General features: G+C 57.9%; 21 protein-coding genes. 3 read left to right on the forward strand and 18 right to left on the reverse strand.

Annotation, left to right across the window (positions count from 1 at the left end; genetic code table 11):
- Positions 1-92: 92 nt before the first annotated feature.
- The 3 genes from lysA to argH all read right to left on the reverse strand — a co-directional run bounded on the left by lysA (position 93) and on the right by argH (position 3,128).
- Positions 93-1,367 (reverse strand): diaminopimelate decarboxylase, encoded by a 1,275-nt coding sequence (lysA, locus tag IG617_RS14635; RefSeq protein ID WP_192109989.1) that lies wholly within the window; start codon positions 1,365-1,367, stop codon positions 93-95.
- Positions 1,368-1,393: 26 nt separating this feature from the next.
- Positions 1,394-1,639 carry a lipoprotein gene (locus IG617_RS14640; RefSeq protein WP_192109990.1) on the reverse strand — a complete coding sequence of 82 codons (246 nt, stop codon included), beginning with the start codon at positions 1,637-1,639 and terminating at the stop codon, positions 1,394-1,396.
- A 103-nt stretch (positions 1,640-1,742) separates the two neighbouring features.
- Positions 1,743-3,128: an argininosuccinate lyase gene (argH, locus tag IG617_RS14645; protein WP_192109991.1), complete on the reverse strand. Its 1,386-nt coding sequence runs from the start codon at positions 3,126-3,128 to the stop codon at positions 1,743-1,745.
- A gap of 42 nt (positions 3,129-3,170) precedes the next feature.
- Between argH and tlpA the strand changes: the two genes are divergently transcribed.
- On the forward strand, positions 3,171-3,833 hold the full coding sequence (gene tlpA / locus IG617_RS14650; RefSeq protein WP_192109992.1) for a thiol:disulfide interchange protein TlpA: 663 nt from the start codon (positions 3,171-3,173) through the stop codon (positions 3,831-3,833).
- A gap of 27 nt (positions 3,834-3,860) precedes the next feature.
- Here the strand turns inward: tlpA and IG617_RS14655 are convergent, their stop codons facing one another.
- The 12 genes from IG617_RS14655 to IG617_RS14710 all read right to left on the reverse strand — a co-directional run bounded on the left by IG617_RS14655 (position 3,861) and on the right by IG617_RS14710 (position 13,019).
- Positions 3,861-4,067 carry a hypothetical protein gene (locus tag IG617_RS14655; protein WP_192109993.1) on the reverse strand — a complete coding sequence of 69 codons (207 nt, stop codon included), beginning with the start codon at positions 4,065-4,067 and terminating at the stop codon, positions 3,861-3,863.
- 36 nt (positions 4,068-4,103) lie between these two features.
- Positions 4,104-4,376, reverse strand: a complete 273-nt coding sequence (locus tag IG617_RS14660) for a hypothetical protein (RefSeq protein ID WP_192109994.1) — start codon at positions 4,374-4,376, stop codon at positions 4,104-4,106.
- A 203-nt stretch (positions 4,377-4,579) separates the two neighbouring features.
- The gene (locus tag IG617_RS14665; RefSeq protein ID WP_192109995.1) at positions 4,580-4,792 is read right to left on the reverse strand and encodes a putative motility protein; all 213 of its coding nucleotides are present in this window, start codon (positions 4,790-4,792) and stop codon (positions 4,580-4,582) included.
- Between the two features lie 73 nt (positions 4,793-4,865).
- Entirely contained in the window at positions 4,866-6,344 is a 1,479-nt protein-coding gene (locus IG617_RS14670; RefSeq protein WP_192109996.1) for a class I adenylate-forming enzyme family protein, read from the reverse strand.
- Between the two features lie 14 nt (positions 6,345-6,358).
- On the reverse strand, positions 6,359-7,240 hold the full coding sequence (locus IG617_RS14675; RefSeq protein ID WP_192109997.1) for a 3-hydroxybutyryl-CoA dehydrogenase: 882 nt from the start codon (positions 7,238-7,240) through the stop codon (positions 6,359-6,361).
- A gap of 141 nt (positions 7,241-7,381) precedes the next feature.
- The gene (locus IG617_RS14680; protein WP_192109998.1) at positions 7,382-8,314 is read right to left on the reverse strand and encodes an electron transfer flavoprotein subunit alpha/FixB family protein; all 933 of its coding nucleotides are present in this window, start codon (positions 8,312-8,314) and stop codon (positions 7,382-7,384) included.
- Positions 8,315-8,339: 25 nt separating this feature from the next.
- Complete coding sequence (locus IG617_RS14685; protein WP_192109999.1) at positions 8,340-9,089, reverse strand: electron transfer flavoprotein subunit beta/FixA family protein; 750 nt, start codon at positions 9,087-9,089, stop codon at positions 8,340-8,342.
- A gap of 219 nt (positions 9,090-9,308) precedes the next feature.
- The gene (locus tag IG617_RS14690; RefSeq protein ID WP_192110000.1) at positions 9,309-9,998 is read right to left on the reverse strand and encodes a rhomboid family intramembrane serine protease; all 690 of its coding nucleotides are present in this window, start codon (positions 9,996-9,998) and stop codon (positions 9,309-9,311) included.
- 27 nt (positions 9,999-10,025) lie between these two features.
- Positions 10,026-10,601 (reverse strand): cob(I)yrinic acid a,c-diamide adenosyltransferase, encoded by a 576-nt coding sequence (locus tag IG617_RS14695; protein WP_192110001.1) that lies wholly within the window; start codon positions 10,599-10,601, stop codon positions 10,026-10,028.
- Between the two features lie 10 nt (positions 10,602-10,611).
- Positions 10,612-10,809: a twin transmembrane helix small protein gene (locus IG617_RS14700; RefSeq protein ID WP_153771597.1), complete on the reverse strand. Its 198-nt coding sequence runs from the start codon at positions 10,807-10,809 to the stop codon at positions 10,612-10,614.
- Positions 10,810-10,886: 77 nt separating this feature from the next.
- Positions 10,887-11,759 carry an SDR family oxidoreductase gene (locus tag IG617_RS14705; protein WP_254170562.1) on the reverse strand — a complete coding sequence of 291 codons (873 nt, stop codon included), beginning with the start codon at positions 11,757-11,759 and terminating at the stop codon, positions 10,887-10,889.
- A gap of 21 nt (positions 11,760-11,780) precedes the next feature.
- Complete coding sequence (locus IG617_RS14710) at positions 11,781-13,019, reverse strand: ubiquinone biosynthesis hydroxylase (RefSeq protein ID WP_254170563.1); 1,239 nt, start codon at positions 13,017-13,019, stop codon at positions 11,781-11,783.
- A gap of 141 nt (positions 13,020-13,160) precedes the next feature.
- On the opposite strand from IG617_RS14710, the gene tesB reads away from it, so the two are divergent.
- Complete coding sequence (tesB, locus tag IG617_RS14715; RefSeq protein WP_192110003.1) at positions 13,161-14,045, forward strand: acyl-CoA thioesterase II; 885 nt, start codon at positions 13,161-13,163, stop codon at positions 14,043-14,045.
- Here the strand turns inward: tesB and IG617_RS14720 are convergent.
- The 3 genes from IG617_RS14720 to IG617_RS14730 all read right to left on the reverse strand — a co-directional run bounded on the left by IG617_RS14720 (position 14,042) and on the right by IG617_RS14730 (position 17,256).
- Complete coding sequence (locus tag IG617_RS14720) at positions 14,042-15,262, reverse strand: CobW family GTP-binding protein (protein WP_192110004.1); 1,221 nt, start codon at positions 15,260-15,262, stop codon at positions 14,042-14,044. The two genes, tesB and IG617_RS14720, sit on opposite strands and share 4 nt — an antisense overlap.
- A gap of 156 nt (positions 15,263-15,418) precedes the next feature.
- Positions 15,419-15,655 (reverse strand): hypothetical protein, encoded by a 237-nt coding sequence (locus tag IG617_RS14725; RefSeq protein ID WP_192110005.1) that lies wholly within the window; start codon positions 15,653-15,655, stop codon positions 15,419-15,421.
- A 179-nt stretch (positions 15,656-15,834) separates the two neighbouring features.
- Positions 15,835-17,256 (reverse strand): D-alanyl-D-alanine carboxypeptidase family protein, encoded by a 1,422-nt coding sequence (locus IG617_RS14730; protein ID WP_209008495.1) that lies wholly within the window; start codon positions 17,254-17,256, stop codon positions 15,835-15,837.
- 429 nt (positions 17,257-17,685) lie between these two features.
- Here IG617_RS14730 and IG617_RS14735 point away from each other — a divergent pair, with 429 nt between their 5' ends.
- Entirely contained in the window at positions 17,686-18,495 is an 810-nt protein-coding gene (locus tag IG617_RS14735) for an urease accessory protein UreD (RefSeq protein ID WP_209008496.1), read from the forward strand.
- Positions 18,496-18,502: the final 7 nt, after the last annotated feature.

The following is an 18,502-nucleotide window of genomic DNA, read 5'->3' on the forward strand; positions in this document are numbered from 1 at the left end:
GTGCGCCTCCGTTCGTGCCTCACCCTTTAGTAAGGTGAGGCATAAGACCGGTCACGGCAAGTTGTTGAAACAACCAAATTTGGTTTTTAGGCTCACGAACCCTTGAGCCAGCCTGGAATTTTATCCTGGCCAAGCAGGTCGTCATAGGTTGGTCTGGGCCGGATGACCGCAAATTCGTCATCCTTTACCAACACTTCGGGGATCAGCAGGCGGCTGTTGTAGGTGCTCGAAAGCGTCGCGCCATAAGCCCCGGCCGAATAGACTGCCAAAAGATCCCCAGACTTCACTTCTGGGAGATCACGTTCCTGAGCCAGGTAATCGCCGGTTTCGCAGACAGGACCGACCACATCCGCCTTGATTCGCCCGGATTCCATCGCCGGCTCGCGCACGGGACCGACCTCGTGATGCGCTTCATAAAGCGTCGGGCGGATCAGATCGTTCATCGCCGCGTCAACGATCACGAAATCCTTGTTCGCTCCGTCCTTCACGAACAGAACTTTCGTCACCAGGATCCCGGCGTTGCCTGCGATCAATCGGCCCGGTTCGAAAATCACCCTGCAGTCAAGCTTCGTCACATGCTTCCGGACCACTTCGGCATACGCATCCGGATGCGGCGGCGGATCATTGTCGACCACATAGGGAATGCCGAGACCGCCACCCAGATCGAGATGCTCAATCACATGACCATCAGCCCGCAGCGATCCGATAAGCTCACCAAGGCGGGAAAAGGCTGAATCGAACGGATCCAGCTGCGTGATCTGCGACCCGATGTGCATGTCGATGCCGCTGATCTCGATATTCGGCAGCTTGGCTGCTTCCGCATAGGCCTTGCGCGCGTCCTGCCAGGGAATGCCGAACTTGTTCTCGGCCTTGCCGGTCGAAATTTTGGCATGGGTTTTCGCATCCACATCCGGATTGATGCGCAGCGAGATCTTGGCTGTCTTGCCCTTCTGACCGGCGACGCGGGAAAGCTGCGCCAGTTCAGGCAGGGATTCCACGTTGAAGCAGAGAATATCCTGATCCAGCGCGTAGGACTGCTCGCCCTCGGTCTTGCCGACACCGGAAAACAGGATCCGCTCGCCGGGGACACCGGCAGCCCTCGCGCGGCGCAGTTCACCTTCAGACACCACATCCATGCCCGCGCCAAGATCCGCCAGGGTCTTCAGCACCGCAAGGTTGGAGTTGGCTTTTACGGCAAAGGCAACAAGCGAATCGACACCTTCGAAAGCAGCGGAAAACACGTTGTAGTGCCGAACGAGGGTCGCACTGGAATAGCAATAGAATGGCGTGCCGACTTCCTCGGCAATCCGTTCCACAGGCACGCCTTCCGCATGAAGCGCGCCGCCACGATACGCAAAATGATGCACGAGAATTCCTCGAAACTTGAGCCTGACTAGATCAGGGCATCCAGAATAAAGCCTGAAGGCACGGCTGACGACGGCTCACCGGGGCGCTCGACAGCGCTGCCCGCGCCGGGTGGGTTCAGATAGGCCCCGGACTCTTCAACGGCGGCCGAGGCAGGATCCGCAGCGGCAGGGCTTTCCAGCGCACCACGTCGACCACACCCCGAGACAACAAATGCCAGGGCCAGAAACAAGCTGCAAAGCACAACAGGGTTCACAAAGCGTTTTGCCGCCATGGACCGGCCCTTTTCATCCGTTTGAAAACTCGACTTCTCTCCTCGCATGACCGGACGCCGACGGCAACCCCGTCGGTCCTGCTCTGCGACGATCGGAAAGGCGTCAGCTTTTCGAAAGGTCCTTCAACCAGCGACGCGCCTGCTTTCGCACATTCACCGGCGATGTGCCGCCCTGACTGGTGCGCGAACGCACGGATTTGTCGACGGAAAGCACCGAGAACACCTCTTGGGTGATTTTCGGCTCGACGCTCTGCATCTCCTCGAGAGAGACCTTGTGAAGCTCGATCCCTCGGTCGACCGCAATTCCCACGATCCGTCCAGTTACGTGATGGGCATCACGGAACGGCAGACCAAGAACACGGACCAGCCAATCGGCAAGGTCCGTTGCCGTCGAATACCCGGACCCGGCGGCTTTTTTCATGACTTTCGTCACTGGCTCCAAGTCCTTGACCATGCCGGTCATGGCCGCAAGCGCCAGGGAAATGCTGGCGAGACCGTCAAAGGCCTGTTCCTTGTCTTCCTGCATGTCCTTGGAATAGGCTAGCGGGAGTCCCTTCATCATCACCAGAAGTGAATTCAACGATCCGTAGATCCGGCCGGTCTTGGCACGCACCAGCTCGGCCGCGTCCGGGTTCTTCTTCTGCGGCATGATGGACGAGCCGGTCGAGAATTTGTCGGACAGCTTGATGAATCCGAACTGCGCGGAACACCAGATGACGATCTCTTCGGCAAGGCGCGACAAATGCATCGAGCAAATCGACGCAGCTGACAATGCCTCGATGACGAAGTCACGGTCCGAGACCCCGTCTAGGGAGTTTGCCATCGGCCGGTCAAAGCCAAGCGCTTCCGCGGTTGCCTTTCGATCGATCGGGAAAGATGTCCCCGCCAGTGCAGCGGACCCGAGCGGACTTTCATTCATACGCTTGCGGGCGTCGCGAACGCGGCTGCGGTCGCGGGCAAACATCTCGACATAGGCAAGAAGGTGGTGGCCGAATGTCACCGGCTGCGCAGACTGAAGATGCGTAAAGCCCGGCATGACATCGCCGGCATGCGTCTCCGCCTTTTCAGCCAGAGCCTGCATCAGATCTGTCAGCTGCTCATCCAGCGTGTCCATCGTGTCGCGGACCCAAAGACGGAAATCCGTCGCAACCTGGTCGTTTCGCGACCGGCCGGTGTGCAAGCGTCCCGCAGCCGGACCAATCAGCTCGGCAAGCCGGGCCTCGATGTTCATGTGGATGTCTTCGAGCGCCCGCGAGAACTTGAACTCGTCATTTTCGATCTCTGACAGGATTGTGTCTAGACCTTGAGCGATCTTCGCAGCATCGTCGCCCGAAACAATTCCCTGGGCGGCGAGCATGGCCACATGGGCTTTCGAACCCGCAATGTCTTGCCTATATAGCTTGCGGTCGTAGTCGATGGAGGCGTTGATTTCCTCCATGATTGCGTCCGGTCCTTCGGCGAACCGGCCGCCCCACATGCGATTGCTCATGCCCTGTGCCCCTGAGAGATGCCCCTTGCGAGGTCTGAAAGAATGACGAAACCGACCGAAACCGCTCAACGCCCCAAACGACGCCTTGTCGCAGCAGGTGTTGCCGGCTCTATAGCCGCTCTTGCGGCGGTATACGTGATCGTCGGCCCTGATGGCAACTCACACGAAACGCAAAGCTGCACGCTGGCGCAGGAAACCGCCCAGACCATCAAACCGTTTGCGACCGGAGAAGTCGCCGCGTTCCTGCCCGCGCAAAAGGCGCTGCCGCTGGACGAACTGACGTTCAAGAAGCCGGATGGCACGGTGGCAACCATGTCGGACTTCAAGGACAAGACGATCCTGATGAACCTTTGGGCGACCTGGTGCGCGCCTTGCCGAAAGGAAATGCCGGCACTGGATGAGCTGCAGGCCGATCTGGGAAGTAATGATTTTGAGGTGGTTGCCGTCAATCTAGACCGAGGCGGCGAAGAAAAGCCGAAGGCATTCCTGGAAGAAATCGGCGTCAGCCATCTGAGCTTCTATCACGATGCGTCGAACAAGCTCATGACCGATCTTCGCACGAAGGGCAGGGCGACCGGCCTTCCAACCACGATCCTCATCGGCCCGGAGAACTGCGAAATCGGAACGATGTACGGCCCCGCAGAATGGGCATCCGGCGAGGCAAAGAAGCTGATTGAAGCAGCGCTCAAGTCAATCGCCGGCTAGCCGGCGACTGCATTTATCGAAGACGCGTCAGGCCGTGATGTCGACCGCATTTCCAAGACCAGGAATCTGGCGGGTTTCGCGGCGATCTTCCTGTTTGGTTTCCTGCGCTTCCTGCAGGCGATCAGCAACCTGACGTTCCTGTTCGTTTGCGTCCTTGACCGCATTGGTCGCAAGCTCGCTGCGCACATTGTAGTTGCTGGCGGCTGCTGAGCTGCTACCCGAAATTTCTACCATGTTCAATTCTCCTTCATCGATGGGGCCCAGTGCGCGTTAGACGCTGACATCCAGCCTGTTTCCCAGGCCTTCTTGTGCCTCTCGTGCCTGGACACGACCTTCGATCTGTTCTGCCTGCCGGGCGAGGGTTTCAGCACGGTTGCTACTGAGGTCAGCTTGGCGTTGCACAGTTTCCGCCACGACCCTTTCCTGCTGAACATTAATTTGCTGCAGCTTTTCAGCTGTTCGTTCCGGGCCGGCATCGCCCGCTTTGGGACCAAACACCTGCGCGGAGCCATATCCTGTGACTTCTTGCATTTCCGGATCCATTTCTTGAACCACTAGAGTGAGCTCTATATGGCGTCAAAAGAAGTAAACATCCGTAAATACAGTTAGTTACTTGGGGTCAGGATAGATAAGCCAATAACCGTAGAAGTAATTTTTGATTCAAATTGAATCCATTCCAGCGCAACACACTGGAATCGAACAGAATTATATTTGTCGGAAAAAATAAGACCTTGCGTAAGGTCGGATCAGACAGAGACGTCGATGTTGCCACCAAGGCCAGGTGCGGGAGCCGCAGGCGTCGATGTTGTCTCTTCGAGGCTTTGAGCCCCTGCTTCCAGAAGCGCAACCACGTTGGCTTCGGATGCTGCCGCCATCTTCATGATTTCAGTCTGGATAGCCGACGAAGTCTGAGACTGCGTCATCGTCACATACGCTGAAGCTATGCCTGTAGAATCCATGAAGACCTCCTGTCTGGCCGAATTCTAGGTTAAGATCGCTTAACACCGCCTTAACAAGACATTAGCAGGATCGTTAAACCAGTACTTTCCGGCGGATCTTTCCCGACGGCGTGCGCGGCAAGGCATCAATGAAACGATAGGCTTTGGGTTGTTTGTATTCCGCGAGGTGTTCGCCCGCCCATTCTGCAAGAGCGGTCTCGTCCATTCCATCCGGACCAACGGGCACGACAAATGCGGTGATCAGGCTGACACCCGGCCGCATCTCGATGGATGTCACGGCAACCTCGGACACGCCGGGATGAGCTCCAAGGCAGCGCTCGACCTCCTCGGGCGCCACCCGATAGCCGAACGCGTTCATCAGATCATCGGCCCGGCCTTCATACCAATAGTAGCCGTCCTCGTCTTCGCGGGCACGGTCACCGGTCAGGAACCAGCCCGAGCGAAAGACCTGCTCAGTTTCTTCAGGGCGATTCCAGTATCCGAGCATCAGCCCGGATTCACTCTCGTGCACTGCCAGCCAACCCGGCTCACCGACTTCAGCAAACATCTCGCCCGGAAGTATTTCGCTGAGAATAACGACTTTCCGGCCCTCCTGCGGCTTGCCGGGCGAACCTGGACGCGTAGGCACAGTTGGCCCGCTGGAGATGTAAGTCGATATCTCGCTCATGCCGAGGGCTTCATAAAGAGGCCGCCCGGTGCTCATCACCCAGTCTTCATGCAGATCTGCCGCCAGAGCTTCCCCGGCCGTTAGACCATGCCGCAACGCTGGAAAAGACTCAGATGAAACGTCGCCATACTTGAGAATGCGCCGATAAAGGCTCGGAACGGCTGCAAAGAGCGTCGCGCCGCTGACTTCTATCAGACCAGGCCAGATTTCCGGATCTCTCGAACCGTCATAAACGATGCTGGTTGCCCCGTTCGCCCAAGGGTCCATCAGACCCACTCCAAGCGTGTAGGTCCAGTTGAAGGCTCCGGCATGAAGCAACCGGTCGCTCGAGTGCATGCCATACCAGCTGTCATACATCGGCGCGCGTCCGGCAGCCGCCCGCTGGGCATGCAAAACCCCTTTCGGCGTTCCGCTCGTACCGGAGGTGTAGATCAGGAAAGCAGGATCGTCGGCCTCGGTCATGGCGTAAGAGCCAGCCGGGGCGGTCTTCAGGGCTTCGATCTCCTTCGGACCGATCAGCCGCGCCTGACCGTCAGGGAGAACGGTCTTTCCATCATGAATGATCGCTGCAGCACCGCTGTCGCGCAGGATTGCCTCGGACTCGGCGGCGGTGAGCATTTCCGATGTCGGCACCGGAACAAAGCCACCTGCAATCGCGCCAAAGAAAAGCAGCGGAAAGTCGCTCGAGTGGCCAAGCCGCAGCAAAATCCGGTCGAACCGCTTCAGGCCGAGTGCGCCAAGGCCCGACGCAATACGAAGAACCGTGTCTTCGATTTCCCCGTAGGACCACCGCTCAAGAAGCAAACCATCCGCCCCGATCACCTCCAATGCCACAGCTTCATCAGAAGCGGCAGCATTGGTCAGGCAGTAGCGGGCCAGGTTCATCGCAAAAGATGCTGTTAGCGGGTCGGGACCGGCTCATCGCCGCGATAGTCGTAGAAACCGCGATGGGTCTTGCGACCAAGCCATCCCGCTTCGACATATTTCACCAGAAGCGGACACGGGCGATATTTGGTGTCCGCAAGACCTTCATAAAGGACCTGCATGATCGAAAGACAGGTGTCCAGGCCAATGAAGTCGGCCAGCTGAAGCGGCCCCATCGGATGGTTCGCGCCAAGGCGCATGGCGGTATCGATGGATTCCACCGAACCAACACCCTCATAAAGCGTGTAGATCGCCTCGTTGATCATCGGCAAAAGAATGCGATTGACCATGAATGCCGGGAAGTCCTCGGCAACGGCTACGGTCTTTCCGACCGTCTTCACAAAGCCCTTTGCCGCCTCGAAGGTCTCATCCTCTGTCGCGATACCGCGAACCAGCTCAACGAGTTCCATCAGCGGAACGGGATTCATGAAGTGGATGCCGATAAACCGTTCCGGCCGGTCTGTCGTGGCCGCCAGGCGGGTGATCGAGATCGACGACGTATTGGTCGCCAGCATCGCTTCCGGCTTCAGGATCGGGCAAAGCTGCGCAAAAATCTTGCGTTTGACCTGCTCGTTCTCCACCGCAGACTCAATCACCAGATCAACATCGGCAAGGAGATCGAGATCTTGGGCCATAGAAAGCCGCCCAAGCGCTGCGCTGCGCTCCTCTTCGGTGATCTGACCCTTTTGAACCTGCCGTGCCAGATTGCCGTTGATCGAAGCCAGACCTGATTCAATGCGGTCCATCGATAAGTCGCTCAGGGACACATCAAAGCCCGAGAGCGCACACACATGCGCGATCCCGCTGCCCATCTGGCCCGAGCCAATTACGCCGATTTTCTTGATTTCGACCACCATCGTCCAATCCGATCCTTGAGTAACGGTCCCTGCGACCGTCCTGCCCGGGCTATTTTTGACAAGTCTGGTGCGAGACGGCAAGAACCTCGGGGCGGAAAACTCATTTCCGCCCCGAGGAAGTTCCTTTTAAAGCCAAATGGCTTATTCGACAGCTGCTTTCAGGTCAGGCAGCACCTCGAAGAGATCTGCAACAAGACCATAGTCGGCAACCTGGAAGATCGGCGCTTCCTCATCCTTGTTGATCGCAACGATCACCTTGGAATCTTTCATGCCGGCCAGATGCTGAATAGCGCCGGAGATACCACAGGCAATGTAGAGATCAGGTGCGACCACCTTGCCGGTCTGCCCCACCTGCCAGTCATTGGGAGCGTAACCTGCATCAACAGCAGCACGTGACGCGCCAACAGCAGCGCCAAGAGCGTCAGCGACCGGCATGATCACTTCCTGGAACTTCTCTTCTGAGCCCAGCGCACGGCCACCAGAAATGATGATCTTCGCAGAAGTCAGTTCCGGACGGTCGGACTTGGAAAGTTCCTCGCCCGCAAACTCGGAAAGACCAGTCTCGGCGGGTGCAGCGACGTCTTCGATCGCAGCGGATCCACCGGCTTCAGCGGACGCAAAAGTCGACGTACGAACCGTGATCACCTTCTTCGGATCACCGGACTTAACGGTCTGGATCGCGTTGCCGGCGTAGATCGGACGCTCGAAAGTCTCGGCATCGATGACGGCGGTCACATCGGAGATCTGCATCACATCGAGCAGCGCTGCAACGCGCGGCAGGATGTTCTTTCCGTTTGCAGTTGCCGGCGCGACGATCGCGTCATAGCCACCGGCCATGTCGACGATGAGTGCCGCCATCGGCTCTGCCAGTTGATTTGCAAGCTCAGCGCTCTCGGTAACCAGAACCTTGGCAGCGCCTGTCAGCGCGGCAGCGCTTTCGGCAACCGGCTTCACATCGGAGCCGGCGACCAGCACATGAACGTCTGAGCCAAGGGCAACAGCCGCGGTCAGGGCCTTCGCAGTCGCATCGCTCAGCTCGCCACCGGCATGTTCAGCCACAAGAAGTGTTGTCATTGATTTTTCCTCGTGTGACGGGCCCTTAAAGGACGCCGGCCTCATTCTTCAGCTTGTCGACCAGTTCAGCAACGGAATCGACCTTGACGCCAGCCTGGCGGGACGCCGGCTCGACGGTGGAAACCACGGTCAGGCGCGGGCTGACATCAACGCCGAAGTCGTCGGGTGTCTTTTCATCAATCGGCTTTTTCTTGGCCTTCATGATGTTCGGCAGAGACGCATAGCGCGGCTCGTTGAGGCGCAGGTCAGTGGTCACGATCGCCGGAAGCTTGAGCTTCACGGTCTGCAGGCCGCCATCAACTTCGCGAATGACATCGACAGTGTCGTCGCCAAGATCAACTTTCGAAGCGAAGGTACCCTGTGCCCAACCCAGAAGCGCGGCCAGCATCTGGCCCGTCTGGTTGCAATCATCATCGATCGCCTGCTTGCCGAGGATCACGAGACCCGGCTCTTCAGCTTCCACAATGCCCTTGAGGATCTTCGCGACGGCCAGCGGTTCTGTGGTCGCGTCCGTCTTGACCAGAATGCCGCGATCCGCGCCCATGGCAAGACCAGTGCGCAGGGTTTCAGTCGCCTGCTGGGGTCCGACGGAAACAACAATCACCTCGGTCGCCTTTCCGGCTTCCTTGAGGCGCAGGGCCTCTTCAACGGCGATCTCGTCGAACGGGTTCATCGACATCTTCACATTGGCAAGATCGACGCCCGAACCATCCGGCTTCACACGCACTTTAACATTGTAGTCGATCACCCGTTTCACGGGCACAAGGATTTTCATAAGGTTCAATCTCCGCTTGGGCGACATTTGCGCCGCGCCGCACCATTTGGCTTTGCCAACAAAACAGCCACGTAGCTTAAACGGCGGTTTTCAGCCAGTTATCGCTCATGTGGCGGGACGGTAAATGTCCCTTCGCCGCGTGTCAACGATGGCGCAAGGGAACTTCGTAGAATTGCCAGATCCGCGGAATGACCTCCCGACGGACTGGAATTAAGAGCCCTATAATCCGCGATCGAAAAGTGGCACGCCGCGCCTGCGCAGAAAGACCACAAGAATGGCTCCAGCCGCCAAACCGCCGATGTGGGCGGACCAGGCAACATTGCCCGTTTCGGAGAACAGGGCGTTCACAATCTGGTACAAAACCCAGGCTCCCAGAACCCACTGAGCGGAAAGCCGCAGCGGAATTCGGCCGAGGGCAAGAACCCAGATTTTCACTTTCGGATGCAGCATCAGATAGGCCGCAACCACGCCGGCTACCGCCCCTGATGCCCCAACCAGGGGCACGTCGGAACCAAAATTCGCGAGGCTATAGGCAAGACCGCCCGCAGCTGCACAAAGCAGATAAAACAGAAGAAACTTCACGTGGCCGAGGCAGTCTTCGACATTGTCGCCAAAAACCCAGAGAAACAGCATGTTTCCGCCCAGATGCATGAAGTCACCATGCATAAAAGCATAAGTCACGATCGTCATGCCCTCGGGCACGGTCTGCAGCTCTGGTGAAAGATCCTTGATGTCGAAGAAGACCGAGGGGATCAGACCGTAGGAATAAGCCGAAGCGTTGACCGCGTCGCCGAAGCCGCCATTCTGCATCAGCAGGAACACCGCTACATTCGCGAAGATCAGGCTCCAGGTAACGACCGGCCGCAGGACATGCTTCAGCCCGTTGTGATCGTGCAGGGGAATAAACATGCGGAACTCCGTCTTCCGCCAGGCCGGCTAGCGGTTCTTTCCCGGAACCCATAGCACGTCACCATCACCCTTCGCATTCAGGAACCGCGACGCGACGAAGAAGAAATCCGACAAGCGGTTCATGTAGCGCACGGCTGGGGATGTGACCTTTTCACGCACCGCCAGTTCAACCATAAGCCGCTCCGCGCGCCTTGAGACCGTGCGGGCCAGGTGAAGATGTGCGGAAGCTGCGGTTCCACCGGGCAAAACAAAGGACCTCAGTGGTGAAAGCTCGGCATTGAAGGTGTCGATAGCCTGTTCAAGAGCCTCAACTTGCCCATCCGTGACACGAAGCGGTTCATATCCAAGATCTTCACCTGTATCCGGCGTCGCCAGATCGGCACCGAGATCGAAGAGATCATTCTGAATCCGCCCAAGGACAGCATCCAGTTCGGGCGCTTCCTGAGCAGTATGAAGCCGCACCAGGCCGACGACAGCATTGGTTTCATCGACAGTGCCGTAGGCCTCGATCCTCAGATCGTGCTTCGGCCTGCGCTCACCAGAGCCAAGCGCCGTCGTGCCGTCATCACCGGTTTTCGTGTAGATTTTGTTCAGAACGACCATTTTGTCCCCGTCAGCGCACTGGTCCGAAAAGATATAGGCCGCCCATTACGAGCAGAACGACCAGGAACTGAAGCCCGACGCGCCAGCGCATAAACATCTGCGACCGATTTCCCGGCCCGCCACGCACCATGTTCCAGATACCCAGGACCAGAACGACCGCAACCGCCGCCATTCCGAGCGGCACCAGAATATTCCAAAGTTCAACCATATCTCAGTCCTGTCTGGCAGAAGCCGGTCTGCCCCATTCAACGCTTTACGAGGGAGATAGCACCACCCATAAAGCTCTCATTCTTCCGCGTCGGCGGCCTTGCCCAAAAACCGATCCAGCGCCCGGGTGCTCAGGAAGCGTTTTGCCACACCAAGCACCGTCGTCGGGATGGTGACATAGTAGCGCGGCTTAGGCTTCTTTGCCTCCAGCGCTTGGATCAGTGGTTTGACGACCGCTTCTGCCGGCAATTTGAAAAAGCCGGGCTCGCCCTGCTCCATCCGTTTGCGCCGTTTCTCGTAGCTCTTACGATGGGGTGAGGCAATCAGACCTTCAGGCCCGATCCACCGGTCGAAATTGGCGAGCGCATTTGCGGTAAAGCGCGTTTCGATAGGTCCCGGCTCGATCAGGCTGACGTGAATGCCAGTGCCGCTCAACTCCTGGCGGAGCGTGTCGGAGTAACCTTCAAGAGCAAACTTGGACGCCGTGTAGGCGCCGCGATACTTCATCGCAATGAACCCGAGGATAGACGAACACTGGACGATGCGCCCCGACCCCTGGGCGCGCATGACAGGAACAACCTGGCGTGTCAGGTCATGCCAGCCGAAGAAGTTGGCCTGGAAAAGCGTCTGAAGTCCCTCCACAGGCATGTCTTCCAGAGCGCCCGGAATTGCATAGGCCCCATTGTTGAACAAGCCGTCGAGTTTTCCGTCTGTCAGCTTGAGGATGGCGTCCAGCGCCACCTTGATCGTCGCCGGATCCTCATAGTCCAGCAGGAAGGCCTCGAAGCCTTGCTCCTTCAGACGGTCTACATCGGCCTGTTTTCGGGCTGTCGGAAAGACGCGCCAGTTGCGGCCGCGCATAAGGCGCGCAGCTACCTCCCCGATCCCGGTCGAACATCCCGTGATGAGGACAGACCGAGGCGTTTGATACATCAGCGTTTCATCAAGCATGCGTGATGTCGTCCGGCTCCACTAGATAGGTTCGCCCGAAAGCAATTTCGGCGCAGGGCCAGCAAAGCCGGCAGCTTCCTTGATGAACCGCGACTTGAGGCTAGGCATCCGCTCGACCAGTCCCAGGCCAAAGTCTCGAGCAGCCCGCAAGACGTCGTTGTCATTGGAAAACAGGCGGTTCAGGACATCGGTCACGACGCCCATCTGGAACGCATCAAACCGCCGCCAGCGCTGATATCGCTCCAGAACATCATAAGCGCCAACGTCCTGGCCCAGACGACGCGCCTCGACGAGAACCTCCGCCAGCGCGGCCACGTCCTTGAAACCCATGTTGAGGCCCTGTCCAGCGATTGGATGGATGCCATGCGCTGCGTCTCCAGCGAGCGCAAATCGGGGTTTGATGAAATCGCGCGCTAGGGTCAGACCAAGAGGATAGGCATTGCGCGGACCATCGAGCTCAACCTTGCCAAGGTGATGACCAAAGCGGCGCTCCAGCTCCAGCTCGAAGGTAAAGTCATCGCTTTCGACCAGACGCTTTGCATCCAGCGTTCGTTCGGTCCACACAAGCGAAGAGCGATTGCCGGTCAATGGCAGGATCGCAAACGGACCCGCTGGCAGGAAATGCTCTTCCGCACGGCCATTGTGCGGCCGCTCATGCTTGACGGTCGTAACGATGCCGGACTGGCCATAGTCCCAGTGATTGGTCCGGATGCCAGCCAGATCACGCAGTTTGGAGCGAACGCCGTCGGCGGCTACCAGAAGTCGCGCACAAACGGTGTCGCCGCTCGCGAGGTCGATTTCAACCTGGTCCGGCGTCGTGCGGAAGGTGGATGCGCTGTCCGGCGCCTCAAACACAACGCCCAGCGCTTTTGCCGCTTCATAAAGAGCCGGCAGCATGACACCATTGGGCATCATATGCGCGAAAGGCTCACCGTCTGCCGCTTCGCCACCAAACGTCAGGAAAACCGGGCGCACGACATCCCGCAGCTTGCTGTCGGTCACGATCATTTCGTTGACCGGCTGCGCCTTGTCCTTGATGTTCGACCAGATGCCGAGTTGATCAAGCATACGGCTCGCCGCCGCCGCAATTGCGGACGCCCTGGGATCCTTGCCAAGAACATCCATCGGCTTGGGGTCGATCACGACAACTGCCATCGTCGTATCGGCCTTCTTCAACGCCAGTGCCAGGGACAGCCCAACGTAACCGCCGCCTGCAATCGCGACGTCAAACATGGAACTGCGTTCAGCAGCCTCGGCCATTTTTTTCTCCCGGACTTTCATCTGACCCATTCCCTTTGGGCAACTTGACTTATACGTCAAGTCGCGTCCAAGTCTCCAGGCTGCCACCCCCGCGTGGCACAAGAAATCCTAATCACGTTCTATTTAGCAGGGATCGCGCCGATGAACACGGCCATTGACAACCTTCTTCAAATTCTCGACCTGGAGCCGTTGGAACACAACCTGTTCAGAGGTCGCAGCCCCCAGGTTGGATGGCAACGCGTTTTTGGCGGCCAGGTCATTGGACAGGCCCTTGTCGCAGCGTCCCGCACCGTTGTCGAAGACAGGCATGTTCATTCCCTCCATGGCTATTTCATGCGTCCCGGCGACCCGTCAGTCCCGATTGTCTACGAAGTTGACCGGATCAGAGACGGCGGCAGCTTTACGACAAGACGTGTGGTCGCAATCCAGCACGGCAAGGCCATCTTCTCCATGTCGGCGTCTTTTCAGGTGATGGAAGAGGGGCTGGAACATCAAGTTGACATGCCCAAGGTCCCCATGCCGGAGGACTTGCCCAGCGAACAGGATCTGAAAGACAAGTTTCTCAAGGTCGCGCCCGAACACGTGCGAAAATACTGGGAAAGAGAACGGCCCATTGAACTGAGGCCGGTGGATCTGACCCACTATTTCTCTGACAAGCCTTTGCCACCAACTCAGTATGTCTGGGTTCGCGCCAGCCACCCGCTGCCGGACGATGCCCGCATTCACCAGTGCGTTCTTGCCTATGCCTCCGACATGACGCTGCTCGACACGTCGTTGTTCCCACATGGGAAATCGGTCTTCAGCCCGGACATTCAGGCAGCCAGTCTTGATCATGCCATGTGGTTTCACCGGCCCTTCAAGGCTGACGAATGGCTGCTCTATGCTGAAGACACGCCCTCTGCGTCGGGCTCCCGAGGCATGAACCGCGGTTCGCTTTACACCCGTGACGGCGTTCTCATTGCCTCAACTGCACAGGAAGGCCTGATTCGGAAGGTCTCAAAGGCCAAGGACGGAACGCCCGGCTAGTTCCGGATAGGACTGGTGAAGCCCGACACCGCCAGCGGGTTTTCCGTCATCGCCTGGGGATCTGGGGTATCTGGCAACAAAGCGCCGCTGAATGCCTCAAACATCCGCCTGACAAAGCCCTCTGGCAAATCATTGGTGATGAACACCATGCGGGTTCTGTGATCCTCATCCGGCCAGGCCTCCAGGGTCGCGGGCGGATGAAAAACATGCTGAACGCCATGGATCACAACAGGCCTGTCCGGATCTTCGGCGATTTGCACAATGCCCTTCACACGTAGAAGCTTTGGCCCATGGGCAGAGCGCAGCAGGTCGATGAACATCTCCAGCGCGGACGCGGGAATGGGTCGATCTGTCGCGAGGGTGAAGGCCCGGATCTTGTCATCGTGGCGATTTACATCATGCGCGTGATCGTGAGCATGATCGTGCCCGTGAGAATGGCCATGTGAGTGACCATGCTGGTGATGCCCATGGGAATGAGGTTCTTCATAGGCCTCAGCATTCAGCCATTTTGCAACATCAGGGATTTTCGTTTTCGGATCATACAGGCCCGCATCGAACAGGCGCTCGGGAATGGCCTCACCCGCCTGTGCATCAAGCATGTGCGCGCCTGGATTGAGTTCGACCAAGCGCGCCTTCAATGCTGCAAGGCTTTCACTTTGCGCAGGTGTCTGAGCAAGATCCGTCTTGGTGAGCACGAGGCGGTCGGCAACCGCAACCTGACGGCGCGCTTCCTCATGGGTCTCGATGGTTTCGAGACCGTTGATCCCATCCACCAAGGTGACGACGCTCTCAAGCCGGTACCGCATCACCAGATAGGGGTGCAGCATGATCGTATGCAGAATGGGCGCCGGATCTGCGAGGCCGGTCGTCTCGATGACCACACGCGCCAGCCGGTCCATGCGGCCGTTGTCGACCCTGCGCAGAAGATCTTCCAGCGTGGTCACAAGATCGCCTCGAATCGTGCAGCAAAGACATCCTGAGGAAAGTTCCAGAATACCGTCGCTCGCCTGATCGACCAGAAGATGATCGAGGCCGATCTCACCGAACTCGTTGATGATGACCGCCGTGTCGGCCATCGACGGATCCTGGAGGATCCGATTGAGCAAGGTGGTCTTTCCCGATCCGAGAAACCCGGTGATCACTGACAGTGGGATCGGCGGCTTGGGGCCGCGCTTTGGGACTTCAGACGCCTCTACGGATTTGGGAAGATCGGTCATCACTGCCTCTGATCATCCGTCGGCAACGATCACCGAAGGTGCCCATGACCTAAGTCGGCAAGTCAGAAAAATCCAGTGCGGGATATGAAAACAGGTCGGCCGGAAACGATTTGGCGGTGTTGCTCTGCCTTGAAAAGACGGCAGGAACGCGGAAAATCAGGCGGAAATATCGCTCTTTTCTTCGCTCTGGCTTTCCTCTTCGTCCGCCGTTTCCATCTCGGCATCGAGGCTGTCTTCTTCCGGAGCAATCACGGTACGAACAGCCAGGGCTGCCGATCGAAGGGTCTCGATCACCTCTTCGATGGAGCGTCCTTCCTCCAGCTGCTTGGCCGAAAGGTCCGCAAGATCAGCCAGAGCAAGAATGGTCGCGGAGCTTTTCGGTTCCACCATCATTGAAGACTACTCCCGATAGAGCGATGGCATCCATGCCGATACGCCCGCTGTTCCAAGCAACAGAACAGAATCACATCTGTCAGCGCAATAATGCCATGACATGGTATTTAATTGGTAACTGTATTGTTAATATTTACAGTTAACATTTCTTTAATCGCAGCGAAAATCCGATTTTCGCTTCAGCGTTGGGGACTTGGAGCCGGGATCGGAATTGCAAAATTCTGCCCCTGCCGGAACAAAGACCCCGGCGCAGGCTCATCTGTTGCCAGGCCCGACTTCAAGAAATCCGTTTGCGCCACGGCACCGGAAGGCCCTGCCGCTGCTTCGGCGGCCGGGGGGAGTGTAACCGCACGACCTGGATGCCGATTGGGCAAGGGCACGTTGATCAAGGCAACAGGCGCAGCCGCCACATTGCCAGCCGCAGCCGGCGCTTTTGCCCCTTTGGGCACACCTGTTCTGACCGTAATTGGAGCATAGGCAATCCGGCGAGGTCCGATGGTCCTGTCCATCACTTTCACCCAGTCGATCTTGCCGTTCGGAAGCTTGACGGACTCAACTTTCGAAGGTGTGTCGGCATCGGCAGAATTGGTTCGCAAGCCAGGAATGAGGATCCCGCCCTGCTTCTTCGCGCTCGAAAACGACAGAATGGAGCTCTTGCTGTCCTGCATGTCGTAAAGTGCCATGACACCTTCTGCGCCCGGCTTTGGATTGCGCTTGCAATACCGGTCTGCCGGCGGATTGCCGCCGCTGCCACGCAGGTTGGTCACGGTTGTTCGGCCCGAACGCTTCTTGAAGGCCTTGTCCAGTGCATCACGGCTGAATGCGATGCGCTCCAGCCCGGAGGCCGCTCCAAGGACGACGACAATGATCGTTCGTCCGCGCCGTGTCGCAGATGCTGCGACATTGTAGCCTGAGTTACAAATGTAGCCGGTCTTCATGCCATCAGCGCCCGGCACCCTCATCAGGAATTCACGGTTGGCAGAGCGAAGGGTCTTCTTGCCGAACTTGATTCCCGGATGCTTGTAGTAGGACCGCGCCTCTGGAAAATCTTCCCGCAACGCCATGGCAAGGATCGCCATGTCTCGCGCAGTGGAAACCTGCCGATTGTCCGGCAACCCGTGTGGATTGACGAACACCGTGTCCCGCATGCCAAGCCTGCGTGCCTCGGCATTCATCATCGCGATGAAACCTGCTTCCGACCCGGCAATCGCTTCACCAATCGCAACGGCAACATCATTGGCAGACTTAATCAGGATAATCTTCAGGGCCGCATCAAGGGTCAGCTGCGTGCCGACCTTGAAACCCATCTTGCTCGGGGGCTCGGACAGGGAATTCTGCGACTGGGTGACCGCCGAGGTGAGCGTTGCATGTCCTTCGCGCACAGCTTTGAAGGCAACATACGCAGTCATCATCTTGGTCAGAGACGCTGGATACCACTTTCGCGTCGCATCCTTTTCATCCAGAACCGAGCCGGTTTTCGCATCAACGACGATATAGGCACCAATGTCCGCAAGAGCCGGACCGAAGCCGGCGGAGCTGACAAGAAGAAGACTTAAGAGCCCAAAACGGCGCAAAATTTGGCAAAATAAACTTGCGAACACGATACCCTCGCTGGTCGATGCCCAAAAACCCAGGTTCTGATGCCCATGTTGAGCGTATGCATAACCGATACCGTCGTCGCTTTGCAAAAAATTCGCTTTCACATTTGTCGTTACGGCAAGCTCACCAAACATGCATCTGACTAAAATTTAATCGAATGCGGACCTCGGTGAGACTTTTCCCGTGCCAACAAAGGCAAAGCCCGTCACTCGTCTACTGGCTCCGCGCTTGACGGTTGGTATGGCCCTGAGTTTGCATCACGACCTTTTCTGATCTCCGAGGTAGACGCTTGCAATCCGGCCTGAAGCGGTTTCAAGTTGGCCCTGTCATTCGCCCTGGTCCGGGGCAAACATCCTAATTCTCGAAAGGGAGACATCTCGCGAATGTTTGATGTTGCTGTTTCAACCCCATCAAAGATGGAGGCCGCGCCAATGCAGCGCGCCCGGGGGGAGGCACGCATCTCGTTCAAACAGATGGGGTCCCAGACACGACTGGATGAGCTGTATCAACGCGGGTCAGCGAAATTCCGCCTTCCGAAGGTCTATGACAACATACCGGTCGCCGTCCTGATCAACACGGCCGGAGGTGTCACCGGGGGGGATGAGTACTCATATTCGGCGCGGGTTGCCGCAGGCGGTCACGCGATCCTTACGAGCCAGGCTGCCGAGCGCGCCTATCGCCGTTCGGCCGGAAACGGCACGATCATCACGCGACTGACGGCCGAAGCAAACGCATTCGTTGAATGGCTGCCTCAGGAGACGATCCTGTTCAATGCATCAGCCTTGCACCGCTCCATGACGGTCGACCTGAAAGGCAACGCACGCTTTCTCGGCATCGAATCCATCGTCCTGGGCCGAACTGCCATGGGTGAAAGGATCGACACGGTCTCCTTCAGGGACAAGTGGCGCATTCACCGTGATGGAAAACTCGTCTTTGCCGATGACGCGCGCCTTGAAGGCAACACCAAGGACATTCTCAAGGGCTCCGCGACCACCTCAGGTGGTCTAGCTTTCGCAACATTGATTGATTGCGACCCGAACGCCGAGACCCGGCTCGATCGTGCCCGCAGTGCACTCGAAGGCTGCGGCCCGGGAACCTCAGTCAGGGCCGCCGCCAGCGCCTGGAACGGGGTTCTGACGGCACGCTTCGTTGCAGCCGATGGACGGGCCCTGCGTGACGCGCTGATGTCGTTTCTTGAAACCTATCGTTCAGCACCTCTGCCACGGGTCTGGCACTGCTGAACACGCC

It is taken from the genome of Roseibium polysiphoniae (genome assembly GCF_014842925.1).
In the GTDB taxonomy this organism is placed as follows: Bacteria; Pseudomonadota; Alphaproteobacteria; order Rhizobiales; family Stappiaceae; genus Roseibium; species Roseibium polysiphoniae.